Raw genomic sequence first — 21,205 nt, forward strand, 5'->3', positions numbered from 1 at the left:
CTTACCGGCATCCCGGGTTTGCCGGAATTTCCTAGCCTGCATGCATCTCATGGCGCTGTGCCTGGCCCTGCCTGCCGGGGCCGCGCCCGCCAGCCGGCAGCGTCCGCCCCCCGCGCCAGTACTGGAGCACAGCGAATTCGATGCCATGCTGGAGGCCGCATTCCAGCCGCCCTCGGCGGGGCCAAACAGGACTTTCATACTGCACTTTACACTTCCCGGTGCAAGGGCAGCGCACAAGGTGGCCTGGACGCTGGTGCTGGTCCGGCCGGACGGCAAACTGCTGCGCCAGTGGCGCGGACGCCACGTCTTGCGCAGCGGCAGCGGCCAGGCCGTGGTGCAATGGCGCCCCCCCACCACCCTGCCAGCCGGAATTTACGAGTTGCGCCTGCAAGCTGGCGATATCCGGCAACGCCGCCCGATTGCCATTGGCCAGCCGCAGCCACTGCAGGCGGCAGCCGCGCCGCGCGATGCCAGCGCCATGGCCCGGCCGGCGCACTTGGCCGGCCTGCCCTTCCAGATCGTGTACGGCAACCTGCACAGCCAGACCAGCCATAGCGACGGTGGCGGCGATCCAGCCCATTGCCGCGGCGGGCAGGCGCCAGGCAGCGGCGCCTTCGGCCCCACGGAGGCCTACCAGTTCGCCCGGCAACACGGCCTGGACTTCCTGCTTACCTCGGAACACAACCACATGTACGACGGCAGCGAAGGCAGCGATCCCAACGCCGACCCGGCGGCCGCCCGCCAGCTGTACCGCCTGGGCATCGCCAGCGCCGAGCAGTACAGCGCCCGGCACCCCGGCTTTGCCGCCATGTACGGCATGGAATGGGGCGTCATCAGCGGCGGCGGCCACCTCAACATCCTCAACAGTCCGGCACTGCTCGGCTGGGAACGCAGCAGTACGGGTGAACCGTTTGCCGACGTGGTCACACCAAAAAACGATTACGCCGCCTTGTATACCCTGATGCGGGAACAGGGCTGGCTGGGACAATTCAACCACCCCGGCAGCCGGCAGTTCCCGCTCCAGGGCAAACCGCTGGCCTACAGCGAAGACGGCGGCGCCGCCATGGCCCTGTGCGAAGTCATGAACAGCAACGCCTTCTCGAATCGCCTTGACGAAAGCGAGCCGCGCCACAGCTTCTACGAGGAAGCGTGCGGCAAACTGCTGGAAGCCGGCTTCCGTCTCGCATTCAGCAGCAACCAGGATAACCACTGCGCCAACTGGGGCGCCTCCTACAGCAACCGCACCGGCATCCTGCTGCCCGCGGGCACCCCGCCGACCGCCGAGGCCCTGCTGGAAGCCATCCGCGCCCGCCGCGCGTTCGCGACGATGGACAAGCAGGCCGCCATTGCGCTGACGGCCAACGGCACCATGATGGGCGCCCAGCTGGATAACAGCGGCCCGCTCACGCTGCAGGTGCACTACACCAGCACCGCGGGGCGCGGCATCGCAGCGCTGGACATGATGGAAGGCGTGCCGGGCCGCCGCGGCGAAGTCAAGCCCATGGCCGGCGTCAGCGGCATGCAGCACCGCTTCACGCCGCGGCCCGGAGCGCACTTCTATTACGCGCGCCTCACGCAGGACGACGGCAAGCAACTATGGTCGGCCCCGGTCTGGGTCAATCAACGCTGATGCGGACCGGCTTGATCTCGCGCGCCAGCATTTGCCGCACCGTTTCCGCCTCCTTGCGGACCAGAGCCGGCACCTGCTGGCGGCGCTCGCATTCGGCCAGCAGCTGCTGCGCCGCCTGCGAATCGAGTTGCGCCCCATCGCGCGACAAACGCAGCAAGCCGTAACGCAGCGCCACCCTGCAAAGTCCGGCACCATCCGGCGCCGCCAGCAGCTCGTCCGGAGCGACGGCACGTGCCGCAGCCACATCCGCCGGCGCGCACGAACCGCCGAGGCGGAAATTCAGCGCTTCCATGGCCGGCGCCGCCGGCAACAGCGCTTGCGCCTCCTCGAGGGTGAACGGTCCCGCCGGGCCGCACGAGGACAGCACCCGGCTGACCGCCTTCGGCTCGCCCAGTTTCGCGGCCGCCCGTGTCCAGCGGATGGCTTCGGCCGGCTGGCGCCGGTCGAAATACGCCACCAGCGCCGCCATGGCAGAGCGGTCGCCGCGCCCCGCCGCCGCCTGCGCCTGCGCCAGGCAATACGGGCTCAGCTGGGCCGGCTGCTGCTGCGCGCACGGCACGCTGCCGCGCTCCTGCAAGCGCTGGCAGTACCACGCGGCGGCGGCCGCTGCCAGGACTGTCACGGCGCCCAGCGCCAGGGCAATAGTTTTGCGTTCAATCTTCATGGCCAGCATTCTACGTGCGCCTGCAGCGCACACCAATGCGTTACACTTAGCGAAAACAAACAAGGAGTTAAAAAAATGCGCTGGGAAGGTAACCGGGAAAGTGAAAACGTCGAAGATCACCGCGGCGAAGGCGGTGGCGGCGGCGGATTCGGGTTCGGCGGCAGGTCGATCGGGATCGGCACCATCGTGATCGCGCTGGTTGGCGGCTGGATCTTCGGCGTTAATCCCATGACCATTCTTGGCTTGCTGAGCGGCGGCGGCGGCCCGGTTCAGGTCAGCCAGCAGCAACAGGTTCCGCGCACCGAGGCCAACGACCGCGAATACAAACTGATGAAGGTCGTGCTAGCCGATACCGAAGACGTGTGGACGGACCTGTTCCGCCGCAACGGCGGCACCTACCAGATGCCCAAGATGAAGGTGTTCAGCGGCGCGATCCAGACCGCCTGCGGCACCGGGCGCTCCGCCACCGGCCCGTTCTATTGCCCGGGCGACCAGGACATCTACATCGACCTCGACTTCTTCCGCCTGCTGGAGCAGCGCTTCCGCGCACCGGGCGAATTCGCGCAAGCCTACGTGGTCGCGCACGAAGTCGGGCATCACGTGCAAAACCTGATGGGGCTGAGCGACAAGGTGCATAACGCCCAGCGCAACGCCTCCGAACGCCAAGCCAATGCCCTGTCGGTGCGGCTGGAACTGCAGGCGGACTGCTTCGCCGGCGTCTGGGCCCACCATGCCAATCGCGCCCGCAGCATCATCGAAAAAGGCGACGTGGAAGCGGCCCTGAACGCCGCCACTGCCATTGGCGACGACGCACTGCAAAAGCAGGCCGGCGGCGAAGTGATGCCGGACTCCTTCACCCACGGCAGCTCGGCCCAGCGCGTGCGCTGGTTCACCCGCGGCATTGAGTCGGGCGAAATCGCCCAGTGCAATACTTTCCAAGCCCGCCAGCTCTGATTATTTCGCCAGGTTCTTGAGCAGGGGCGCCCGGTAGTCAAGGTCTTTCTCATTGAAATACAGGATGCCCCGCTTCAGGTCCGTATGGATGAAGACCTCGCTGTACTGCGCCTCCGAACCATCGCCCTGGAAAAAGAACTTCATCCGCGTTGGGGCGGAGGCCATCGCCGCCGGATCGGTGTTCAGCCCCACCACTTCGGCATCCACACTGGCTTTCGCCTGGCGGAGACCGCCAGGCACGCCGTACAGGCGCGCCAACGCTTCAACGAACCGGTCGGTATCGCCGCCAGTGCTCACGAAACGCCCGGTTCCCCAATAGATCGCATCCTCACTGCCTTCGAGTTGCCTGCGTTTCCACGCCGGATGGAACTCGACGGCAAAGCCTGCAGGCTTCCCCCCCAGGCTGCCTTGCACCACCACGCTGCGCGTACCGTCCTTTAATTGTTCAACCTTCTGCACCGGGAACTCAAGGTCGACGAAACCGTCTTCCTGGGTGACCTTGACAGCAGGCGCCGCAGCCTGAGCAATGATGGCGGACGCGCCCAGGATGGCTGCCGTGATGGACTTCTTCAATTCGGTCTCCAACGGGAAAACGATTAGTGTAGAGTAATCGGATTCTGAAGAACAGGAGCGGCAATGCGTTCGTATCGAAAAATGGCGTCTGGCATGGTGCTTGGCCTGGCGGCGGCGGGCGGCGCGCAGGCGCAACAGCCCGATCCCCATCTCTGGCTGGAAGACGTCGGCGGCGACCGGGCCCTGGCCTGGGTCAGGGAGCAAAACGGCGTCGCCCTCAAGGAATTGCAGGCGCAGCCGGCATATCCCGGCATCCATGAGCGCCTGAAGACCATCCTCAATGCCAGGGAACGCATCCCCTACGTCACCCGGCACGGCGACTTTTACTACAATTTCTGGCGCGACGCCGTGCACACGCGCGGCATCTGGCGCCGCACCACCTTGGAGCAATACCAGAAAGCCGAGCCGCAGTGGGAAACAGTGCTCGACATCGACAAGCTGGCTGCCGACGAAAACGAGAACTGGGTGTGGCACGGCGTAAGCTGCCTGTACCCGAAAGGCGAGCAATGCCTGGTCCAGCTATCGCGCGGCGGCGGCGACGCGCATGTGGTGCGCGAATTCGACGTCGCCAGGCGCCGCTTCGTCACCGACGGCTTCAACCTGCCTGAAGCGAAAAGCGATATCGGCTGGATCGACGCCGACACCATCTTCGTCTCGACCGATTTCGGCGCAGGCAGCATGACCACTTCCGGCTACCCGCGCATCGTCAAGGAATGGAAGCGCGGCACCCCGCTCGCGGCAGCCAGCACCTTGTACGAAACCAGGGCCGAAGACCTCGGCGTCGGCGCCTACAAGGATTTCACGCCCGGCCACAGCCACCAATTCATTAACCGCCAGATCGGCTTTTATGCCAGCGAGCTGTTCGTGCGCGAAGGCGACAAGCTGGTCAGGATCGACAAACCGGACGACGCCAACGCCTATACCGTGCGCGACCAGCTGATCATCGACCTGCGCTCGGACTGGACTGTCAATGGCAGGACATATAAGCAGGGCGCGCTGCTGGCGACCGACTTCAAGCGCTTTATGGCCGGCGAACGCCGGCTCGAAGAACTGTTCACGCCAACGCCGGCCAGCTCGCTCGACGGCGTTTCCGCCACCCGCTCGGCACTGCTGCTCAACGTACTCGACAACGTGAAGAACCGCCTGCTCGAACTGCGCCACGTGGACGGCCAATGGCAACGGCGCGAGGTCGACGCACCGGCCTTCGGCACGCTGGCCGTGCAGGCGCTGGACCCGATCGAATCCGACCAGTACTTCCTGACGGTGACGGATTTCCTGACCCCGACCACGATGTACCTGGCCCATGCCGGCAGCAATGAACGCAGCGCGCTGAAATCCCTGCCCGCCTTCTTCGACGCCAGGCCCTTCACCGTGCAGCAGCACATGGCCATATCGAAGGACGGCACCAAGGTGCCCTACTTCGTCCTGATGAACAGGAAGGCCAGGCTGAACGGCAAAACCCCGACCGTCATGTACGGCTACGGCGGTTTCGAAGTATCGATGAAGCCCTTCTACAGCGGCACCACGGGCGAAGCATGGCTCAAGCAAGGCGGCGCCTATGTGCTGGCCAACATCCGCGGCGGCGGCGAATTCGGCCCGCGCTGGCACCAGGCCGCGCTGAAGGAAAACCGCCAGCGCGCCTTCGACGATTTCATCGCTGTCGCGCAAGACCTGATCAAGCGCAGGATCACCAGCCCGCGCCACCTCGGCATCATGGGCGGCAGCAATGGCGGTCTGCTGGTCGGCGCCGCCCTGACCCAGCGCCCCGACCTGTTCAACGCCGTCGTGTGCCAAGTGCCGCTGCTGGACATGCAGCGCTACAGCAAGTTGCTGGCCGGCGCCTCCTGGATGGGCGAATATGGCGATCCCGACGACCCGGCACAATGGGGCTACATCAGCCGCTACTCGCCGTACCACAACGTCTTCAAGGACAAGCACTACCCGCGCGTGCTGTTCACCACCTCCACCCGCGACGACCGCGTCCACCCTGGCCACGCGCGCAAGATGGTAGCCAAAATGAAAGACCAGGGCCACGACGTGCTGTACTGGGAAAACACCGAAGGCGGCCACGCCGGCGCCGCCAACAACGACCAGCAAGCCCAGATGTGGGCATTGACCTACGCCTTCCTCCTCAAGCAGCTTAAGTAAAGAAAGTCGGGGTCAGCTCCTGACCCTTCCCCTCATATTTTGCAGACACGCACCATCGATATCAGTTCGATAAGTGCGTGTTTGATATCTGTCAGATGGATCGAAGGCGGTTGGGCCTCATTAATCCAATGCATCGCCAATGACAGGATTGACAGAGTGCTGGCAGCCTTCGCGCGACTGCCGTAAGCGACACTGAAACCTGTTTTGCGAGCGGCGAGTCCGATAAGCCAGAGTGCGTAGGTGAGCAATGTCCCCAGCAAGAGCAAAATAGCCAAGCGCCGCAATGTGTGGGTCTGACTAAGGCGTAATCCCATTCCCCACTGCGCGTTCTTGAGGTCGCGGAAGGTTTGTTCGATCTGCATGCGGCCAGCGTAAATGTTGGCGATTTGCTCGGCATTGAGTGAGGCGAGCTTGGGTGAAACGGCGAGCAACCATGGCTCGCGTTGTCCCCGACTATTCTTCTTGCTGTGGCAGCTGCGTGCCGGCTTGCCTATCTTGGTCAATCGGCGCCGCCCCTTTGGGTGGCGTTTCAGCAGCACAAGCCGGCACAGGACAGGATTAGCGCGTGTGTAAAAGTATTGGCCCAGGTCGCGCGCATGGGCGCTGGCCTGCGCATAGAGCGTCTTGCAGCCAACCCAGCAAGGACTGTCGTGCCAGCGCACCATGTCGCGATTGCGGATCCTCCCCACCCAGGCAAATCCGAGCTGGTTTAGCAGCTTGAACCAACTGGCGCGAAAGCCAGCATCGGTGATGATGATGGCCCGGCTGCCCGGTGGAAGTATGCTGCGCAACGATTGTAGAAAGTGTTGATGCACAATCGGTGAGCCAAGCTTGGCGCAGGGGTGGGTTTCCTCATAGAGGGTGAACGCACGCCCTTTGACGATGGCTGCTGCCCGAAGCAACTGAATGCTGCTATCGTCTCGTACCGCCGACCAGTCCACAGCAATCTGCACACCAGGCTGGCGGATCACACGGCGAGCCAGCGCACGGTACACGGCATGCTTTTCCTGCGCCAGATGGGGATTACTCAACAGCCGATCACAGCATTTGATGCGATGGCGCAACTGCGTCGCCGAAGCCAGCTTCTTCCCCATGCGCACCAGACTTAGGCCACCATGCAACGCCGCTGTCGCCACCTTGGCCAAGCATGTCCGCCGCTTGGCATGCATGTTCGGACATTCCTGATCCAATAACCCCTGTATGATTGCATGTGCATGCATGGCTTATTCCTTTCCCTCGCAGTTTGGACGCTACGAATGAAAGGGGTGACACAGCCATGCATGCGCCGTTTTTGGGATTGAAAGTTAACAGCTTCCTTCAACGTTTACAACAAAAATATGAGGGGAAGGGTCAGGGTCAGCTCCGGCAATCGGACAAAAGGCGCACATTCTGGCGTTTTTTGTCCGATTGCCGGAGCTGACCCTGACTTTCATCTTGCCTCGCCCAATCGTGCGCGTTCGAAGATGGCACGTCGTTATGCTTAGGAAAATGTTTCCCAGCGTGTTGCACAGTTGACAAAGCGAAGCATTTGCTCACCTTGGTACTTGACTGCCGTCCCGGGCGGAGTGACATTAAGCCTTCCCCTCGCATTCCACCTTCATACCTGAGGTACCGTCGAATGAACGACATGACCGAACTGCCGGAAGAGTTGGACCTGAAACTGATCCTGTCCACCTTGATGGCCCTCAAAAAAGGCGATTTCTCGGCACGCTTGCCGTCCGATTGGACCGGCGTGTCAGGCAAGATCGCCGATACCCTCAACGACATCATCGAGACCAATGAGCGCATGGTGAAGTCGGTGACCGAGGTTAGCCGCGTTGTGGGCCGCGAAGGCCGCTTGACGCAGCGTGCGACTGTCCATGTCTCGGGCGGCTGGGCGACCATCATCAGCGCCGTCAATACCCTGATCGATGACCTGGTGCGCCCGACCACGGAGATGGCGCGCGTGATCGGCGCCGTGGCGAAAGGCGACCTGTCGCAGACCATGGCGCTGGAAGTCGACGGCCATCCGCTGAAGGGCCAGTACTTGCGCGCGGCAATGACTGCAAACACCATGGTGGAGCAGTTGACGTCCTTCTCTTCCGAGGTGACCCGCGTGGCGCGCGAAGTCGGTACCGAGGGCAAGCTGGGCGGCCAGGCGCAGGTGAAAGGCGTGGCCGGCACCTGGAAGGATTTGACCGACTCCGTGAACTCGATGGCGGGCAACCTGACTTCCCAGGTGCGCAATATCGCGGAGGTGACCACCGCCGTGGCAAACGGCGACTTGTCCAAGAAAATCACGGTGGACGTGCGCGGCGAGATCCTGCAGCTGAAAGACACCATCAACGTGATGGTGGACCAGCTTCGCTCCTTCGCTTCCGAAGTGACCCGCGTGGCGCGCGAGGTGGGTACCGAGGGCAAGCTGGGCGGCCAGGCGTATGTGCCGGGCGTGGGCGGCACCTGGAAGGACTTGACCGACAACGTGAACTTCATGGCGTCCAACCTGACCGGCCAGGTGCGTAATATCGCGGCGGTAACGACCGCGGTGGCAAACGGTGACTTGTCCAAGAAGATTACGGTGGACGTGAAGGGCGAAATCCTGGAGCTGAAAAACACCATCAACGTCATGGTGGACCAGCTTTCCTCCTTCGCATCGGAAGTGACCCGCGTGGCGCGTGAGGTGGGTACCGAGGGCAAGCTGGGCGGCCAGGCGCAGGTGAAAGGCGTGGCGGGCACCTGGAAGGATCTGACCGACTCCGTGAACTCGATGGCGGGCAACCTGACTTCGCAGGTGCGTAATATCGCGGAGGTGACCACCGCCGTGGCAAACGGCGACTTGTCCAAGAAAATCACGGTGGACGTGAAAGGCGAGATCCTGGAGCTGAAAAACACCATCAACGTGATGGTGGACCAGCTGAACTCCTTCGCTTCGGAAGTGACCCGCGTGGCGCGCGAGGTGGGGACCGAGGGCAAGCTGGGCGGCCAGGCCAACGTGTCCGGCGTGGGCGGCACCTGGAAGGACTTGACCGACAACGTGAACTTCATGGCGTCCAACCTGACCGGCCAGGTGCGCAACATCGCCGAGGTGACCACGGCGGTGGCGAATGGCGACTTGTCCAAGAAGATTACAGTGGACGTGAAGGGCGAGATCCTGGAACTGAAAAACACCATCAACGTGATGGTGGACCAGTTGTCCTCCTTCGCATCGGAAGTGACCCGGGTGGCGCGTGAGGTGGGTACCGAGGGCAAACTGGGCGGCCAGGCTTATGTGCCCGGCGTCGGCGGCACCTGGAAGGACTTGACCGACAACGTGAACTTCATGGCGTCCAACCTGACCGGCCAAGTGCGCAATATCGCGGCGGTGACCACCGCGGTGGCGCGCGGCGACCTGTCGAAGAAGATCACAGTGGACGTGAAGGGCGAGATCCTGGAGCTGAAAGACACCATCAACGTGATGGTGGACCAGTTGTCTTCCTTTGCCTCGGAAGTGACCCGCGTGGCGCGCGAGGTGGGAACCGAGGGTAAGCTGGGCGGCCAGGCCAACGTGTCCGGCGTGGCAGGCACCTGGAAAGACCTGACCGAGAACGTGAACCAGCTGGCGGCAAACCTGACCAACCAGGTGCGCGCCATTGCGGAGGTGGCAACCGCCGTGACGCGCGGCGACCTGTCCCGTTCGATCCAGGTGGAGGCGCGCGGCGAGGTCTCCTACCTGAAGGACAATATCAACGAGATGATCCGCAACCTGAAGGAGACCACGCAGAAAAACGCGCAGCAGGACTGGCTGAAAACCAACCTGGCGCGCTTCACCCGGCTGCTGCAGGGCCAGCGCGACTTGCAGGCGGTGACGAAGCTGATCCTGTCCGAGCTGGCGCCGCTGGTGTCGGCCCACCACGGCGTGTTCTATATGATGGACTCGCAGTTGGCCGATGCCCGCCTGCGCATGATCGCCAGCTACGGCTACCGCTCCTCGCGCAAGCTGCCTACATCCTTCCTGCCGGGCGAAGGCCTGGTGGGCCAGTGCGCGCTGGAGAAGATGCGCATCTGGCTGACCGACGTGCCGCGCGACTATATCGTCGTCAGTTCGGGCCTGGGTGCGGCGCCGCCGACCAATATCGTGGTGCTGCCCATCCTGTTCGAGCAGCAGGTGAAGGCGGTGATCGAGATCGCCTCGCTCGACCGCTTCACGGAAACCCACCTGTCCTTCCTCGACCAGCTGATGGAATCGATCGGCGTGGTGCTCAACACCATCGAGGCGAACAGCCGTACCGAATCGCTGCTGACCCAGTCGCAGTCGCTGGCGCAGGAACTGCAGCAGACCAACCAGGAACTGGCAGAGAAAGCGCGCCTGCTGTCGGAGCAGAACATCGAGGTGGAGCGCAAGAACCGCGAGGTGGAGCAGGCGAAACTGGCGCTGGAGGAGAAGGCAACCCAGCTGGCGCTGTCTTCCAAGTACAAGTCCGAGTTCCTGGCCAATATGTCGCACGAGCTGCGCACGCCTTTGAATTCGCTGCTGATCCTGGCGCAGCAACTGGGCGACAATCCGGAAGGCAACCTGTCGGGCAAGCAGGTGGAATTCGCCAAGACCATCCACGGCTCCGGTTCCGACCTGCTGACCCTGATTAACGACATCCTGGACTTGTCCAAGATCGAATCCGGCACCGTTACGCTGGACGTGTCGGAGTACCGTTTCGCCAACCTGCGCAGCTATGTGGAGCGCACTTTCCGCCACATGGCCGAGGCCAAGCACCTGGGCTTCACGGTGGAACTGGGCGACAACCTGCCCGCATCCCTGATGACCGACACCACGCGCCTGCAACAGGTGCTGAAAAACCTGCTGTCGAACGCGTTCAAGTTCACCAACCACGGCCAGGTATCGCTGGGTATCGCGCTGGTGCAAAGCGGCTGGAGCCCCGACCACCCGAACCTGGGCAATGCCGATGCCGTGCTGGCCTTCTCGGTCAGCGACACCGGCGTCGGTATTGCTGCCGACAAGCTGCAGCTGATCTTCGAAGCATTCCAGCAGGCCGACGGCTCCACCGCGCGCAAATACGGCGGCACCGGGCTGGGCCTGTCGATCTCGCGCGAGCTGGCCCGCCTGCTGGGCGGCGAAATCCGCGTCGAATCGACCGTGGGCGCGGGTTCGACCTTTACCCTTTTCCTGCCGTATAACCGTTCCGGCTTCGTGTATTACGAAACCGCGCGCCAGCCGGCCATGCCCCGCCTGCCGGCGCCGGCCTCGGCCGGCACGCCGATCATCGCAACACCTGCCGTGGTCTATGCGCAGCCACTGCAGACGCAGGAAGTTGAGCCGGAAGAGCAGATTTACGGCTCGACCATCGACGACCGCGGCCTGACGGCGCCAGGCGATCCCTCGGTGCTGATCGTGGAAGACGATGAACGCTTCGCCAAGGTGGTGCTGGACTTCGCCCGCGAGAAGAACTTCAAGGGCATTGTGACCCACCAGGGCGACTGGGCCCTGAGCCTGGCGCGCGATTACCTGCCGTCGGCGATCCTGCTCGACCTGGATTTGCCCGATATCGATGGTTTCACCGTGCTGGAACGCCTGAAACGCGACCCCAGCACGCGCCACATCCCGGTGCACGTGATGTCCAGCCTGCGCGAACGCGAACGCGCGCTGCGTTCGGGCGCCATCTCCTACCTGAACAAGCCGGTCAGCAAGGAAGACCTGAACGAAGAGTTCATGCGCATCCAGCGCTTCCTGATCGGCGGCAAGCGCAACCTGCTGGTGGTGGACGACGAGGAAAACCAGCGCGACGCCATCGTCAAGCTGATTGGCGATACCGACGTCGACATCACGGCCGTTGGCACCGGCCAGGAAGCGCTGGCGGCGCTGCATGCCTCGCACTTCGATTGCATGGTGCTCGACCTGACGCTGCCCGACATCAGCGGCTTCGAACTGCTGGACATGATCGGCAAGGATCAGCGCCTGCGCGACCTGCCGATCGTGATCAACACCGCCAAGGAGTTGAACCGCAAGGAAGTGGCGAAGCTGAAACGCTACGCCAAGACCATCGTCATCAAGGACGCCCGCTCGCCGGAGCGCCTGCTCGATGAAACCGCCCTGTTCCTGCACCGCTCGCAGGCCAGCCTGCCGGAAGCCCAGCGCCGCATGCTGGAAGAAGTGCATGCGGCCGACGCCGGCCTGGCGGGCCGCAAGGTGCTGATCGTCGACGATGACTTGCGCAACATCTTCGCCCTGTCCTCGCTGCTGGAGCGCCAGCAGATGCTGGTGTCCTTCGCCGAGAACGGGCGCGACGGCATCGAAGTGCTGGAACGCGACCCGACCATCGAAATCGTCCTGATGGACATCATGATGCCGGAGATGGACGGCTACGACACCATGCGCGCCATCCGCCGCATCCCGAAATTCCGTTCGCTGCCGATCATCACGCTGACGGCGAAGGCGATGAAGGGTGACCGCGACAAATGCATTGCTGCCGGCGCTTCGGACTACATCACCAAACCGGTGGACGTGGCGCAGCTCCTGTCGCTGATGCGCGTCTGGCTCCATTAGTGGCTGCACTGATGGGCGCCAACGAAGACCTGCGCCGCAGCACGGCGCCAGAACTGGAGGAACTCGAGCTGGAGTTGCTGCTCGAGGCAGTGGTGCGCCGCTTCGGCTTCGACTTCCGCCTGCATGACCGGCCGCCGTTGAAACGCAAGCTGTTCGGCCTGATGCAGCAGCACGGCCTGGCCACGCTCTCGCAGTTGCAGGACCATGTCCTGCACGATCCCGCCACGGCTGGCGACTTGCTGCGCGCCCTGCACGTGCCTCCTGCCGCCCTGTTCGACGATGCCGCCGAGACGCTCATGCTGCGCGAAGCGGCCGCACATTCCCTGCGCGGTGCCGCCCTGCCCCGTATCTGGCTGGCCGATTGCGCCGGCGCCGGGCAAGCATGGACGCTGGCCATCATCCTGGCGGAAATGGGACTCCTGTCGCACACTGAAATCCATGCCACGGTCGCCTGCGACGAGATGCTGGACGAAGCGGCATCGGCCTGGCTGCCGGAGGCGGACCTTGGACAGGCGCAGGAGAGGTACGCGCTGGCCGGCGGCAAGGGGCGGCTGGCGGACTACTTCAACGTGCACGGCGGCCGCGCGATCCTGGTGCCGTCACTGCGCAGCCACATCACCTGGGCGCAGTACAACCTGGTCACGGACGCCTCGTTCAATGAATTCAACCTGATCGCCTGCCAGCGCGCCCTGCCCGACTTCGGCCCTTTGCTGCGCCAGCGCGTGCTGCAGCTGTTCCACGACAGCCTGGTCCCCTTCGGCAGCCTCGGCCTCGATCGCGAGCTCGAGCCGGCCGAGCCCCTGGCCGGGTACTACCAGCTGCTGGCGCCGGGGCAGCCCTGGTATAAGCGCGTCGCTTGAAGCCGGCCGGATGCGCGGCGCTCAGGACGTGAGTCCGGCCGCATTCATGGCCAGCTTCATGAGCGCCGCCGCCAGGCCGAGGGCGGCCACGCTTGCGGCCCAGATCAAGACCATCCAGCCTAGGCGTTTCCACATCAGTGATAACCCTCGCCAACGCGCACCTTGCCGCGGAAGACATAGTACGACCAGATGGTGTACATCAGGATGACCGGGATGATGAGCAGCGCCCCCACCAGGGCAAAGCCCTGGCTTTGCGGCGCCGCCGCCGCCTGCCAGATCGAAATATCGGGCGGTACCACATTCGGCCAGATGCTGATCCCCAGGCCGCTGTAGCCCAGGAAGACCAGCGCCAGCGTGTAGACAAAGGGACTGTTCTGCTGCTGCCGCGCCAGTGCCCGCAACAGCAGCAGGCCGCTGGCCAGCACCAGCACCGGCACCGGCGCAAACCAGAGCAGGTTCGGATAGCTGAACCAGCGCGCCGCGATCCGCTCGTCGACCAGCGGGGTCCAGATGCTGATGATGGCGATGGTCGCCAACAGGGCCCAAACCAGCGGGCGCGTAAGCCGGCGGGCGCGTGCCTGCAGTTCGCCTTCGGTCTTCATGATCAGCCAGGTGCTGCCCAGCAAGGCATAGGCCACCAGCAGACCGGCGCCCGTGAACAGCGCAAACGGCGACAGCCAGTCCATCGGGCCGCCGCTGAAAGTGGTACCGGTCACGCTGAATCCCTGCACATAGGCGCCCAGCGCCGCGCCCTGGAAAAAGGTGGCGGCAACCGAACCGCCGATGAAGGCCTTGTCCCAGAAATGCCGTTCATGGTCCAGCGCCTTGAAGCGGAACTCGAAGGCCACGCCGCGGAAAACCAGCCCGACCAGCATGAAGATCAGCGGCAGGTACAGGGCGCTCAGGATCAGCGCATAAGCCAGCGGGAAAGCAGCCAGCAGCCCGGCGCCGCCCAGCACCAGCCAGGTTTCGTTGCCGTCCCATACCGGGGCGACTGTGTTCATCAGCACGTCGCGTTCGTCCTTCTGCCTGAAGAACGGGTAGAGGATGCCGATGCCGAGGTCGAAGCCGTCCATGACGATGTACATCATCACGCCAAACAGGATGATGACGGCCCAGATGACAGACAATTCGATGCCCATGTTCACTCCTTGTTCCTGCCGGCGTCGTCGCGGTCCGATTTCCGCGCGGCCGACAGCGGGCGTGCCGGCGTGCGCTCCTGCCCCGGCCCGCCCATTTCCGCCCGCTCTCCTTCGCGCATGACCGGGCCTTTGCGGATCAGCCGCAGCAGGTAGGCGATGCCGGTGCCGAATACGGCGAAATAGACCACCACGAACAGCGCCAGCGTTACGCCCAGCTCGGCGGCGCCGTGCGGGGAGACTGCGTCGGCAGTCCGCATCACCTTGTAGACCACCCAGGGCTGGCGCCCCATCTCGGTCGTGAACCAGCCGGCCAGGATGGCCACGATGCCGGCCGGCCCCATCCACTTGGCGCAGTGCAGGAAAGGACGGCAGCTTTCCATCCGCCCGCGCCAGCGCAGCCAGACGCTGGCCAGGCCGAGCATGATCATCAGCAGCCCCAGGCCCACCATCAGGCGGAAAGACCAGAACACGACCAGGGAATTGGGCCGGTCTTGTTTCGCGAACTCTTTCAGGCCCGGGTAAGTGCCGTCGAGCGAATGGGTCAGGATCAGGCTGCCAAGCCGCGGGATCTCGACCTTGTAGCGGGTCTGCTCGGCCTCCATGTCGGGTATGCCGAACAGGATCAGCGGCACCCCTTCATTGCCCTTGTTCTCCCAGTGGCCTTCCATGGCCGCGATCTTGGCCGGCTGGTGCTTGAGCGTGTTCAGGCCGTGCAAGTCGCCAATGACGGCCTGGACCGGGGCCACGATCACCAGCATCGACATCGCCATCGACAGCATCTTGCGAATGGCGGGATTGTCCTTCCCTTGCAGCAGCAGCCAGGCGGCCGAACCGCCCACCATCAGGGCCGTGGCGAGGAAAGCCGCCACGCTCATGTGGGCCAGCCGGTACGGGAAGGACGGGTTGAAGATGACCGCCAGCCAATCGACGGGCACGACGCGGCCGCCGATGATTTCATATCCCTGCGGCGTCTGCATCCAGCTGTTGGAGGCCAGGATCCAGGTCGCCGAGATCAGCGTGCCAAGGGCCACCATGGCCGTCGCCAGGAAATGCAGGGCCGGCCCCACCCGGTTCCAGCCAAACAGCATCACGCCCAGGAAGCCGGCTTCCAGGAAGAAGGCCGTCAGCACCTCGTAGGCCAGCAAGGGGCCGGTAATGCCGCCGGCGAAGGCGGAGAAGTAGCTCCAGTTGGTGCCGAACTGGTAGGCCATGACCAGGCCCGACACCACGCCCATGCCGAAGTTGACGGCAAAGATCTTCAGCCAGAAATGATACAGGTCGCGATAGAGCTCGCGCTTGGTCTTCAACCAGCACGCTTCCAGCACCATCAGGTAGCTGGCCAGGCCGATGGTTATGGCGGGGAAGACGATATGGAACGATATGGTGAAGCCAAACTGGATGCGGGCCAGTTCAAGTGCTGTGAAACCAAACATGCGACTCTCCGGGAAAAGTGGAGCAACAACGATTGATTCTACGTAGCAAAGCCCAAAAGAACAGATGCAGTTCCGCTTTGAACGACCATATCAGATTAGCCCGGGACCAGGCTTTCACTACTGGCCATTCTGTGCAAAATTGCACACCGTGAGTGCAACCCTGTCAGTTTCGCACAGTTGGCAAAACATGCACACTCCTCGCATAACAAAACCTGAGGAGACTTTGATGCGCGTGCCGAAACACAATTTCATGCTGCGACGCTCGGTGGCAGCCGTGATGATGACGCTTCCCGCCATGTATGCCCAGCCCGCCCTGGCGCAAAGCGCCGGCGCTGAGCAAGCCGAAGGCGGGATGGAGCGGGTGATCGTCACCGCCCGCAAGCGCGAAGAGCTGATCCAGGACGTGCCTGGCGCCGTCACCGCGCTGTCCGGCGCCCAGCTCGACAAGAAGGCGCTGCCCGACATCACCGCACTCTCCGACATCGTGCCCAACACCACGCTCAAGGCCTCGCGCGGCACCAATACCACCCTGACCGCCTTCATCCGCGGCATCGGCCAGCAGGATCCGGTGGCAGGCTACGAGCAAGGCGTGGGCATCTACCTGGACGACGTCTACCTGGCCCGCCCGCAAGGCGCGCTAACCGATATCTACGACCTGGAACGCATCGAAGTGCTGCGCGGCCCGCAAGGCACCCTGTATGGCCGCAACACCATCGGCGGCGCGGTCAAATACGTGACACGCAAGCTCTCCCCTCAGCCAAGCTTCGAAATCAAGGGCGCGCTCGGCAACTACAGCCAGCGCGACCTGGTGCTGAAGGGCAGCACCCCGCTCAACGATATCCTGCGCATCGGCGCCACCGTCGGCACCTTCAACCGCGACGGCTTCGGCAAGAACGTGGTGAACGGCCGCGAGAACTACAACAAGGACGTGAATGCGGCCCGCATCAGCGCGGAACTGGTGCCCAACAGCGACCTGTTCATCCGCCTCGCCGCCGACTATACGAAAGACAATTCCGAGCCGAAGCAAGGCTATCGCCTGCTGAACGGCCCGCTGCCGGGCAATGAAGCGCCGCTGCAAGGCGCCTACGATACGCGCGCCAACCTGTACCGGGTGAACGGCCACGAACAGCAAGTGAGCACCAAGGGCGCATCGCTGACCATCGATTACAACCTGAATGCCGAAACGATGTTCAAGTCGGTCACGGCGCACCGCTCGTCCCGGTCCTATGCGCCGATCGACTTCGACTCGCTGAACGCGCCATTGTGGGAAGCACCGGCCATTTACAGCGACGAGCAGGACAGCCAGGAATTCCAGCTCACCTACACCGGCGCCCGCTGGCAAGGCGTGGCGGGCCTGTTCTACATGAAAACCAATGCCTTCAACGAGTTCGATGTGCTGTACAACGCCGCCGGCGGCCTGTCGCTATTGACCCGCGACGATATCGATTCCAAGACCTGGGCCCTGTATGCGGATGCCAGCTACAGCGTGTCCGACACCTTCAACGTCAGCGTGGGCGGGCGCTGGACCGAGGACGAGCGCGAAGCCGCCATCTTCAAGCGCAGCTACCTCGGCCTGGCCGGTTCGCCCAACCTGGGCAATCCCGCCGCCGTGGGCCTGGCGCCCAACACGGACCTGGGCAAGGGCGAGCTGCACCGCAAGGACAAAAAGTTCACCCCGAAACTGGGCTTTGGCTGGAAACTGTCGCCGGGACACAACATCTACGGCAGCTACCAGAGCGGCTTCAAAGGCGGCATGTTCGACCCGCGCATGGACCTGACGGCGACCGGCGGCCCGAACACAGCGGCCTCGCTGGAAAAGCGCAAGGGCGTGAACCCGGAGCAAGTCGATTCCCTTGAGCTGGGCTTGAAATCCTCGCTCAATGGCGGCCGCCTGCAGACCAATGCCGCCGTGTTCCACACCGACTACAAGAACGTCCAGATCCCCGGCTCGATCCCGACTTTCAACGCACAAGGCCAGGTGAACGGCTTTGCCGGCACGCTGACCAATGCCGGCAAGGCCAAGATCACCGGCCTGGAACTGGAAGCCATTGCCCGCGTAACGGATGGGCTGTCCCTGAACGGCATGCTGAGCTACATCGATGCCGAGTACAAGGAATGGATGGTGGCCAGCGGTGCGGCGCTGGTCAATGTGGCACACAGCGCAGAATTCCAGAACACGCCGAAAAAATCGGCCAACCTGGGCGCGACGTATGAATGGCCGGTCAGCCTGTTCGGCCGCGCCGGCAATATGAGCTTGAACAACAGCCTGTCCTGGAAGGACAAGGTGTACCAGGCTGAAATCGTGCGGCTGACCGGCATTGCCTCGATGGATGCGCTGGTGCCGCAAAACCTGATGCTGGCGCAAGGCGGCTTCACGCTGTGGGACGCCGGGCTGGTCTGGACCAGTGGCGACCGCCGCCTGCAGATCGGCCTGCACGGCCGCAACCTGACGGATAAGCGCTACAAGGTGGCCGGCTATGCCTTCGGCGGTTTCTTCAACACCGTGACCACCTATTACGGCGATCCACGCAGCTACAAGCTGACCGCGTCGTACAAGTTCTGACCGCACGTTACGATTGGTGAGAATCCTTTTGCGCTGACAGGAATATCATGGCAGTGAGGAGAGCAAGATGCTGCTCGAGCGCGAAAGGCAATTGCAGGATTTGCAGCGGCTTGCCAGCCGCGTTAGCTCAGGTGCGGGCGGAATGGCGCTGGTCCTGGGCGAAGCCGGCATCGGCAAGTCATCCTTGCTGCAGGCTTTTGCTGCGCCCCTGAAGGGCAAGTTCTTTGTCCTGCAGGGCGCGTGCGAAGACTTGTCCACGCCGCGCGTGCTCGGCCCCTTACGCGACTTCGCGCCCGCACTGGGCCAGGAGGTGGTGGCCACCATCGATAATGCCGCCAGTCCCGACATCCTGATGCCAATGCTGCTGGGCCACCTGGCCGCCCAGCCGCGGCCGGTGCTGGTCATGTGCGAAGACTTGCACTGGGCCGACCAGGCCACGCTGGACTTGCTGAAGTACCTGGCGCGCCGCATCGCCGACCAGCACATCATGCTGCTGGCCAGCGCCCGCAATGACGAGCTGCCGCCCGACCACGCCTTCTGGCGCTGGGCCGGCGACTTGCCGCCTGCCAGCACCCAGCGCCTCGACTTGCCGCCCTTGTCGCCCGACGCCGTGGCCACCCTGGCGCGCGACGCCGATTGCGATCCCTGCGAGCTCTATCGCGTCACCGGCGGCAACCCCTTCTTCCTTTCCGAATTGCTGACCGATTGCAGCCGGGATCCCAGCCATTTGCCGGCTTCCGTGCGCGACGCGGTCTGGGCCCGCACCTCGCGCCTGGACCCCAGGGTGCGCACCGTGCTGGAACTGGTCAGCGTCAGCCCCGTGGCACTGGAGGAGCAGTTGCTGGAGGCACTGCTGGGCGAAGACGGGCACGATGCCATCGACGGCAGCGTCGATAGCGGCCTGCTGCAACGCGCCAGTCCCGGCCTGTTGTCGTTCCGCCACGAACTGGCGCGCCAGGCCGTGTTGAGCGGGCTGCGCCCGGGCGCCACCCGGGCCCTGCACAAACGCTTGTGCAGCGCCCTGACCGAACAGGCGCCGCCGCACGCCCGCATCGAGCTGGCGCGGCTGGTGCACCATGCAACCGGGGCGCAGGATGCGCATATGGTGCTGCAACTGGCGCCGCGCGCGGCACGCCAAGCGGCGCGGCTGGGCGCGCACCGCCAGGCAGCGGCCCACCTGGCAAGCGCCCTGCAGTTCGTCGATGCGGTTGGCTGGACCGGCGAAGCGGCCCAGCTATACGAAGATTGGGCCTACGAAGCGGGTTTGCTGCGCATCGACGATCGGCTGATCGAAGCGCGCCAGAAAGCCATCGCGCTCTGGCGCAGCGTGGAGCGGCCGGACAAGGTCGGGCTGAACCTGCGCTGGCTGGCGCGCACCCATTGGTACCGCGGCGAAGCGAAGGAAGCCGAACGCTATGGACTGGAAGCGATCCGCACGCTCGAGCAACTGCCCAACAGCAAAGAGCTGGCCATGGCATACAGCATGCGCTCCCAGCACCAGCTGCTGCAGGACCATCCCGCCTCCGCCATCGAATGGGGCCACCTGGCCCTGGAACTGGCCAGCGCGCTGGATGACCACGACACGCGCGTCCATGCGCTCACCAATATCGGCAGCGCCAAGCTGTTCCTGGGAGACGACAGCGGTCAGCAGGACCTGGCCGACGGCTTGCAATGCGCCCTGGCGCAGCACCTGCACGAACACGCGGCGCGCATCTACAGCAACTGGGTGGAGTACGCCGTCGTGTTCAAGCAGTTTGCCCTGGCCGAACGGCTGCTGGCCGAAGGCTTCAGCTACCACCGCGAGCATGAGCTGGACGCCTGGGTGCATTACCTGACCGGCTGGCAGGCCCAGCTCCACCTCGACAAAGGCGAGTTCGCGCAAGCTGCCGCGCTGGCGCGGCAAGTGCTGGCCCTGCCCGACCTGAGCCTGGTAATGCGCTTGCCGGCGTTGACGGTGCTGGGGCGCACCCTGTCGCGCCAGGGTGGCCAGGACGCCGAACGCTGCCTGCAGGAGGCATTGCAATGGGCCCGCGCCACGCGGGAGGCGCAACGGTTGCTGCCGGTTCTGCTGGCGCTGACGGAAGCGGCATGGCAGGTGCAGGACATGGACAGTTGCCGCCGCTGGCTGGACGAGATCGGCCAGTTCGACCTGTCCGGCGTAAATGCCTGGGACCTGGCCGAAGTCGCCGCCTGGCGGCGGCGGGCGGCGGTGGCAACGGCGGGGGACGGCGAGCGCGCTCCCGCCCCACCGCCGCGCGCGGCGGAAGCGGTCGGCAATGGCCAGGCCGCATGCGACGCCTGGCTGGCCCTGGGCCTGCCGTTTGAGGCGGCCCTGGCCCTGCTCGACCTGCCCGGCGACGCCGCGGCGCAAGCCATGCCCAAGGCAGTTGCCCTGCTGGAGCAGATCGGCGCCGCGCCGGCAGCGGCCCTGGCCCGGCAACGCGCCCGCGCTTGCGGCGCCCAGGCCACACTGCCGAAATCGCGGCGCGGCCCTTACGCGGCGGCGCGCGAACATCCGAGCGGCCTGACCCGCCGCGAAGCCCAGGTGCTGGAGCTGCTGCTCGATGGACTCAGCAATCTTGAGATCGCCCAGCGCCTGTGCCGCTCCGAACGCACTGTCGAACACCATGTTTCAACCCTGCTCGGCAAACTGGGCGCCACCACCCGCCTGGACCTGCTGCGCCGGCCACCCGCTTCGCTGCATAAAAACTAGGTGCTGGCCAT

Annotated in this window: 13 protein-coding genes; 7 read left to right on the forward strand and 6 right to left on the reverse strand. The window is 64.2% G+C overall.

Annotated elements, in window-relative coordinates; all coding sequences use genetic code 11:
• The first annotated feature begins 40 nt into the window (after positions 1–40).
• On the forward strand, positions 41–1,630 hold the full coding sequence (locus ACWBU6_RS18695; RefSeq protein ID WP_452644900.1) for a CehA/McbA family metallohydrolase: 1,590 nt from the start codon (positions 41–43) through the stop codon (positions 1,628–1,630).
• Here ACWBU6_RS18695 and ACWBU6_RS18700 read toward each other — a convergent pair.
• Positions 1,617–2,294: a hypothetical protein gene (locus ACWBU6_RS18700; protein WP_452644901.1), complete on the reverse strand. Its 678-nt coding sequence runs from the start codon at positions 2,292–2,294 to the stop codon at positions 1,617–1,619. The genes ACWBU6_RS18695 and ACWBU6_RS18700 overlap by 14 nt on opposite strands.
• A gap of 75 nt (positions 2,295–2,369) precedes the next feature.
• Here ACWBU6_RS18700 and ypfJ point away from each other — a divergent pair, with 75 nt between their 5' ends.
• Complete coding sequence (gene ypfJ / locus ACWBU6_RS18705; protein ID WP_452644902.1) at positions 2,370–3,248, forward strand: KPN_02809 family neutral zinc metallopeptidase; 879 nt, start codon at positions 2,370–2,372, stop codon at positions 3,246–3,248.
• On the opposite strand, the gene ACWBU6_RS18710 is transcribed toward ypfJ, so the two are convergent.
• Complete coding sequence (locus tag ACWBU6_RS18710; protein WP_452644903.1) at positions 3,249–3,821, reverse strand: hypothetical protein; 573 nt, start codon at positions 3,819–3,821, stop codon at positions 3,249–3,251.
• A gap of 63 nt (positions 3,822–3,884) precedes the next feature.
• Here ACWBU6_RS18710 and ACWBU6_RS18715 point away from each other — a divergent pair, with 63 nt between their 5' ends.
• Positions 3,885–5,969: a prolyl oligopeptidase family serine peptidase gene (locus tag ACWBU6_RS18715; RefSeq protein WP_452644904.1), complete on the forward strand. Its 2,085-nt coding sequence runs from the start codon at positions 3,885–3,887 to the stop codon at positions 5,967–5,969.
• Between the two features lie 32 nt (positions 5,970–6,001).
• Here ACWBU6_RS18715 and ACWBU6_RS18720 read toward each other — a convergent pair whose 3' ends face one another.
• Positions 6,002–7,189: an IS4 family transposase gene (locus ACWBU6_RS18720; protein ID WP_452644905.1), complete on the reverse strand. Its 1,188-nt coding sequence runs from the start codon at positions 7,187–7,189 to the stop codon at positions 6,002–6,004.
• A 398-nt stretch (positions 7,190–7,587) separates the two neighbouring features.
• Here ACWBU6_RS18720 and ACWBU6_RS18725 point away from each other — a divergent pair, with 398 nt between their 5' ends.
• Both ACWBU6_RS18725 and ACWBU6_RS18730 read left to right on the forward strand, forming a co-directional pair.
• Positions 7,588–12,483, forward strand: a complete 4,896-nt coding sequence (locus tag ACWBU6_RS18725; protein WP_452644906.1) for a HAMP domain-containing protein — start codon at positions 7,588–7,590, stop codon at positions 12,481–12,483.
• The gene (locus ACWBU6_RS18730; RefSeq protein WP_452644907.1) at positions 12,483–13,343 is read left to right on the forward strand and encodes a CheR family methyltransferase; all 861 of its coding nucleotides are present in this window, start codon (positions 12,483–12,485) and stop codon (positions 13,341–13,343) included. Before ACWBU6_RS18725 ends, ACWBU6_RS18730 begins: the two co-directional genes overlap by 1 nt.
• 21 nt (positions 13,344–13,364) lie before the next feature.
• Here ACWBU6_RS18730 and ACWBU6_RS18735 read toward each other — a convergent pair whose 3' ends face one another.
• The 3 genes from ACWBU6_RS18735 to ACWBU6_RS18745 are packed head-to-tail and all read right to left on the reverse strand — an operon-like array spanning position 13,365 to position 15,918.
• Positions 13,365–13,478 carry a DUF2474 family protein gene (locus ACWBU6_RS18735; protein WP_452644908.1) on the reverse strand — a complete coding sequence of 38 codons (114 nt, stop codon included), beginning with the start codon at positions 13,476–13,478 and terminating at the stop codon, positions 13,365–13,367.
• Entirely contained in the window at positions 13,478–14,485 is a 1,008-nt protein-coding gene (gene cydB, locus ACWBU6_RS18740; RefSeq protein WP_452644909.1) for a cytochrome d ubiquinol oxidase subunit II, read from the reverse strand. The genes ACWBU6_RS18735 and cydB overlap by 1 nt, the downstream gene beginning before the upstream one ends.
• Positions 14,486–14,487: 2 nt before the next feature.
• Positions 14,488–15,918: a cytochrome ubiquinol oxidase subunit I gene (locus tag ACWBU6_RS18745; RefSeq protein ID WP_452644910.1), complete on the reverse strand. Its 1,431-nt coding sequence runs from the start codon at positions 15,916–15,918 to the stop codon at positions 14,488–14,490.
• A 226-nt stretch (positions 15,919–16,144) separates the two neighbouring features.
• On the opposite strand from ACWBU6_RS18745, the gene ACWBU6_RS18750 reads away from it, so the two are divergent.
• Both ACWBU6_RS18750 and ACWBU6_RS18755 read left to right on the forward strand, forming a co-directional pair.
• The gene (locus tag ACWBU6_RS18750) at positions 16,145–18,481 is read left to right on the forward strand and encodes a TonB-dependent receptor (RefSeq protein ID WP_452644911.1); all 2,337 of its coding nucleotides are present in this window, start codon (positions 16,145–16,147) and stop codon (positions 18,479–18,481) included.
• Between the two features lie 67 nt (positions 18,482–18,548).
• On the forward strand, positions 18,549–21,194 hold the full coding sequence (locus ACWBU6_RS18755; protein WP_452644912.1) for an ATP-binding protein: 2,646 nt from the start codon (positions 18,549–18,551) through the stop codon (positions 21,192–21,194).
• Positions 21,195–21,205: the final 11 nt, after the last annotated feature.

Source organism: Pseudoduganella sp. HUAS MS19, from assembly GCF_053615455.1.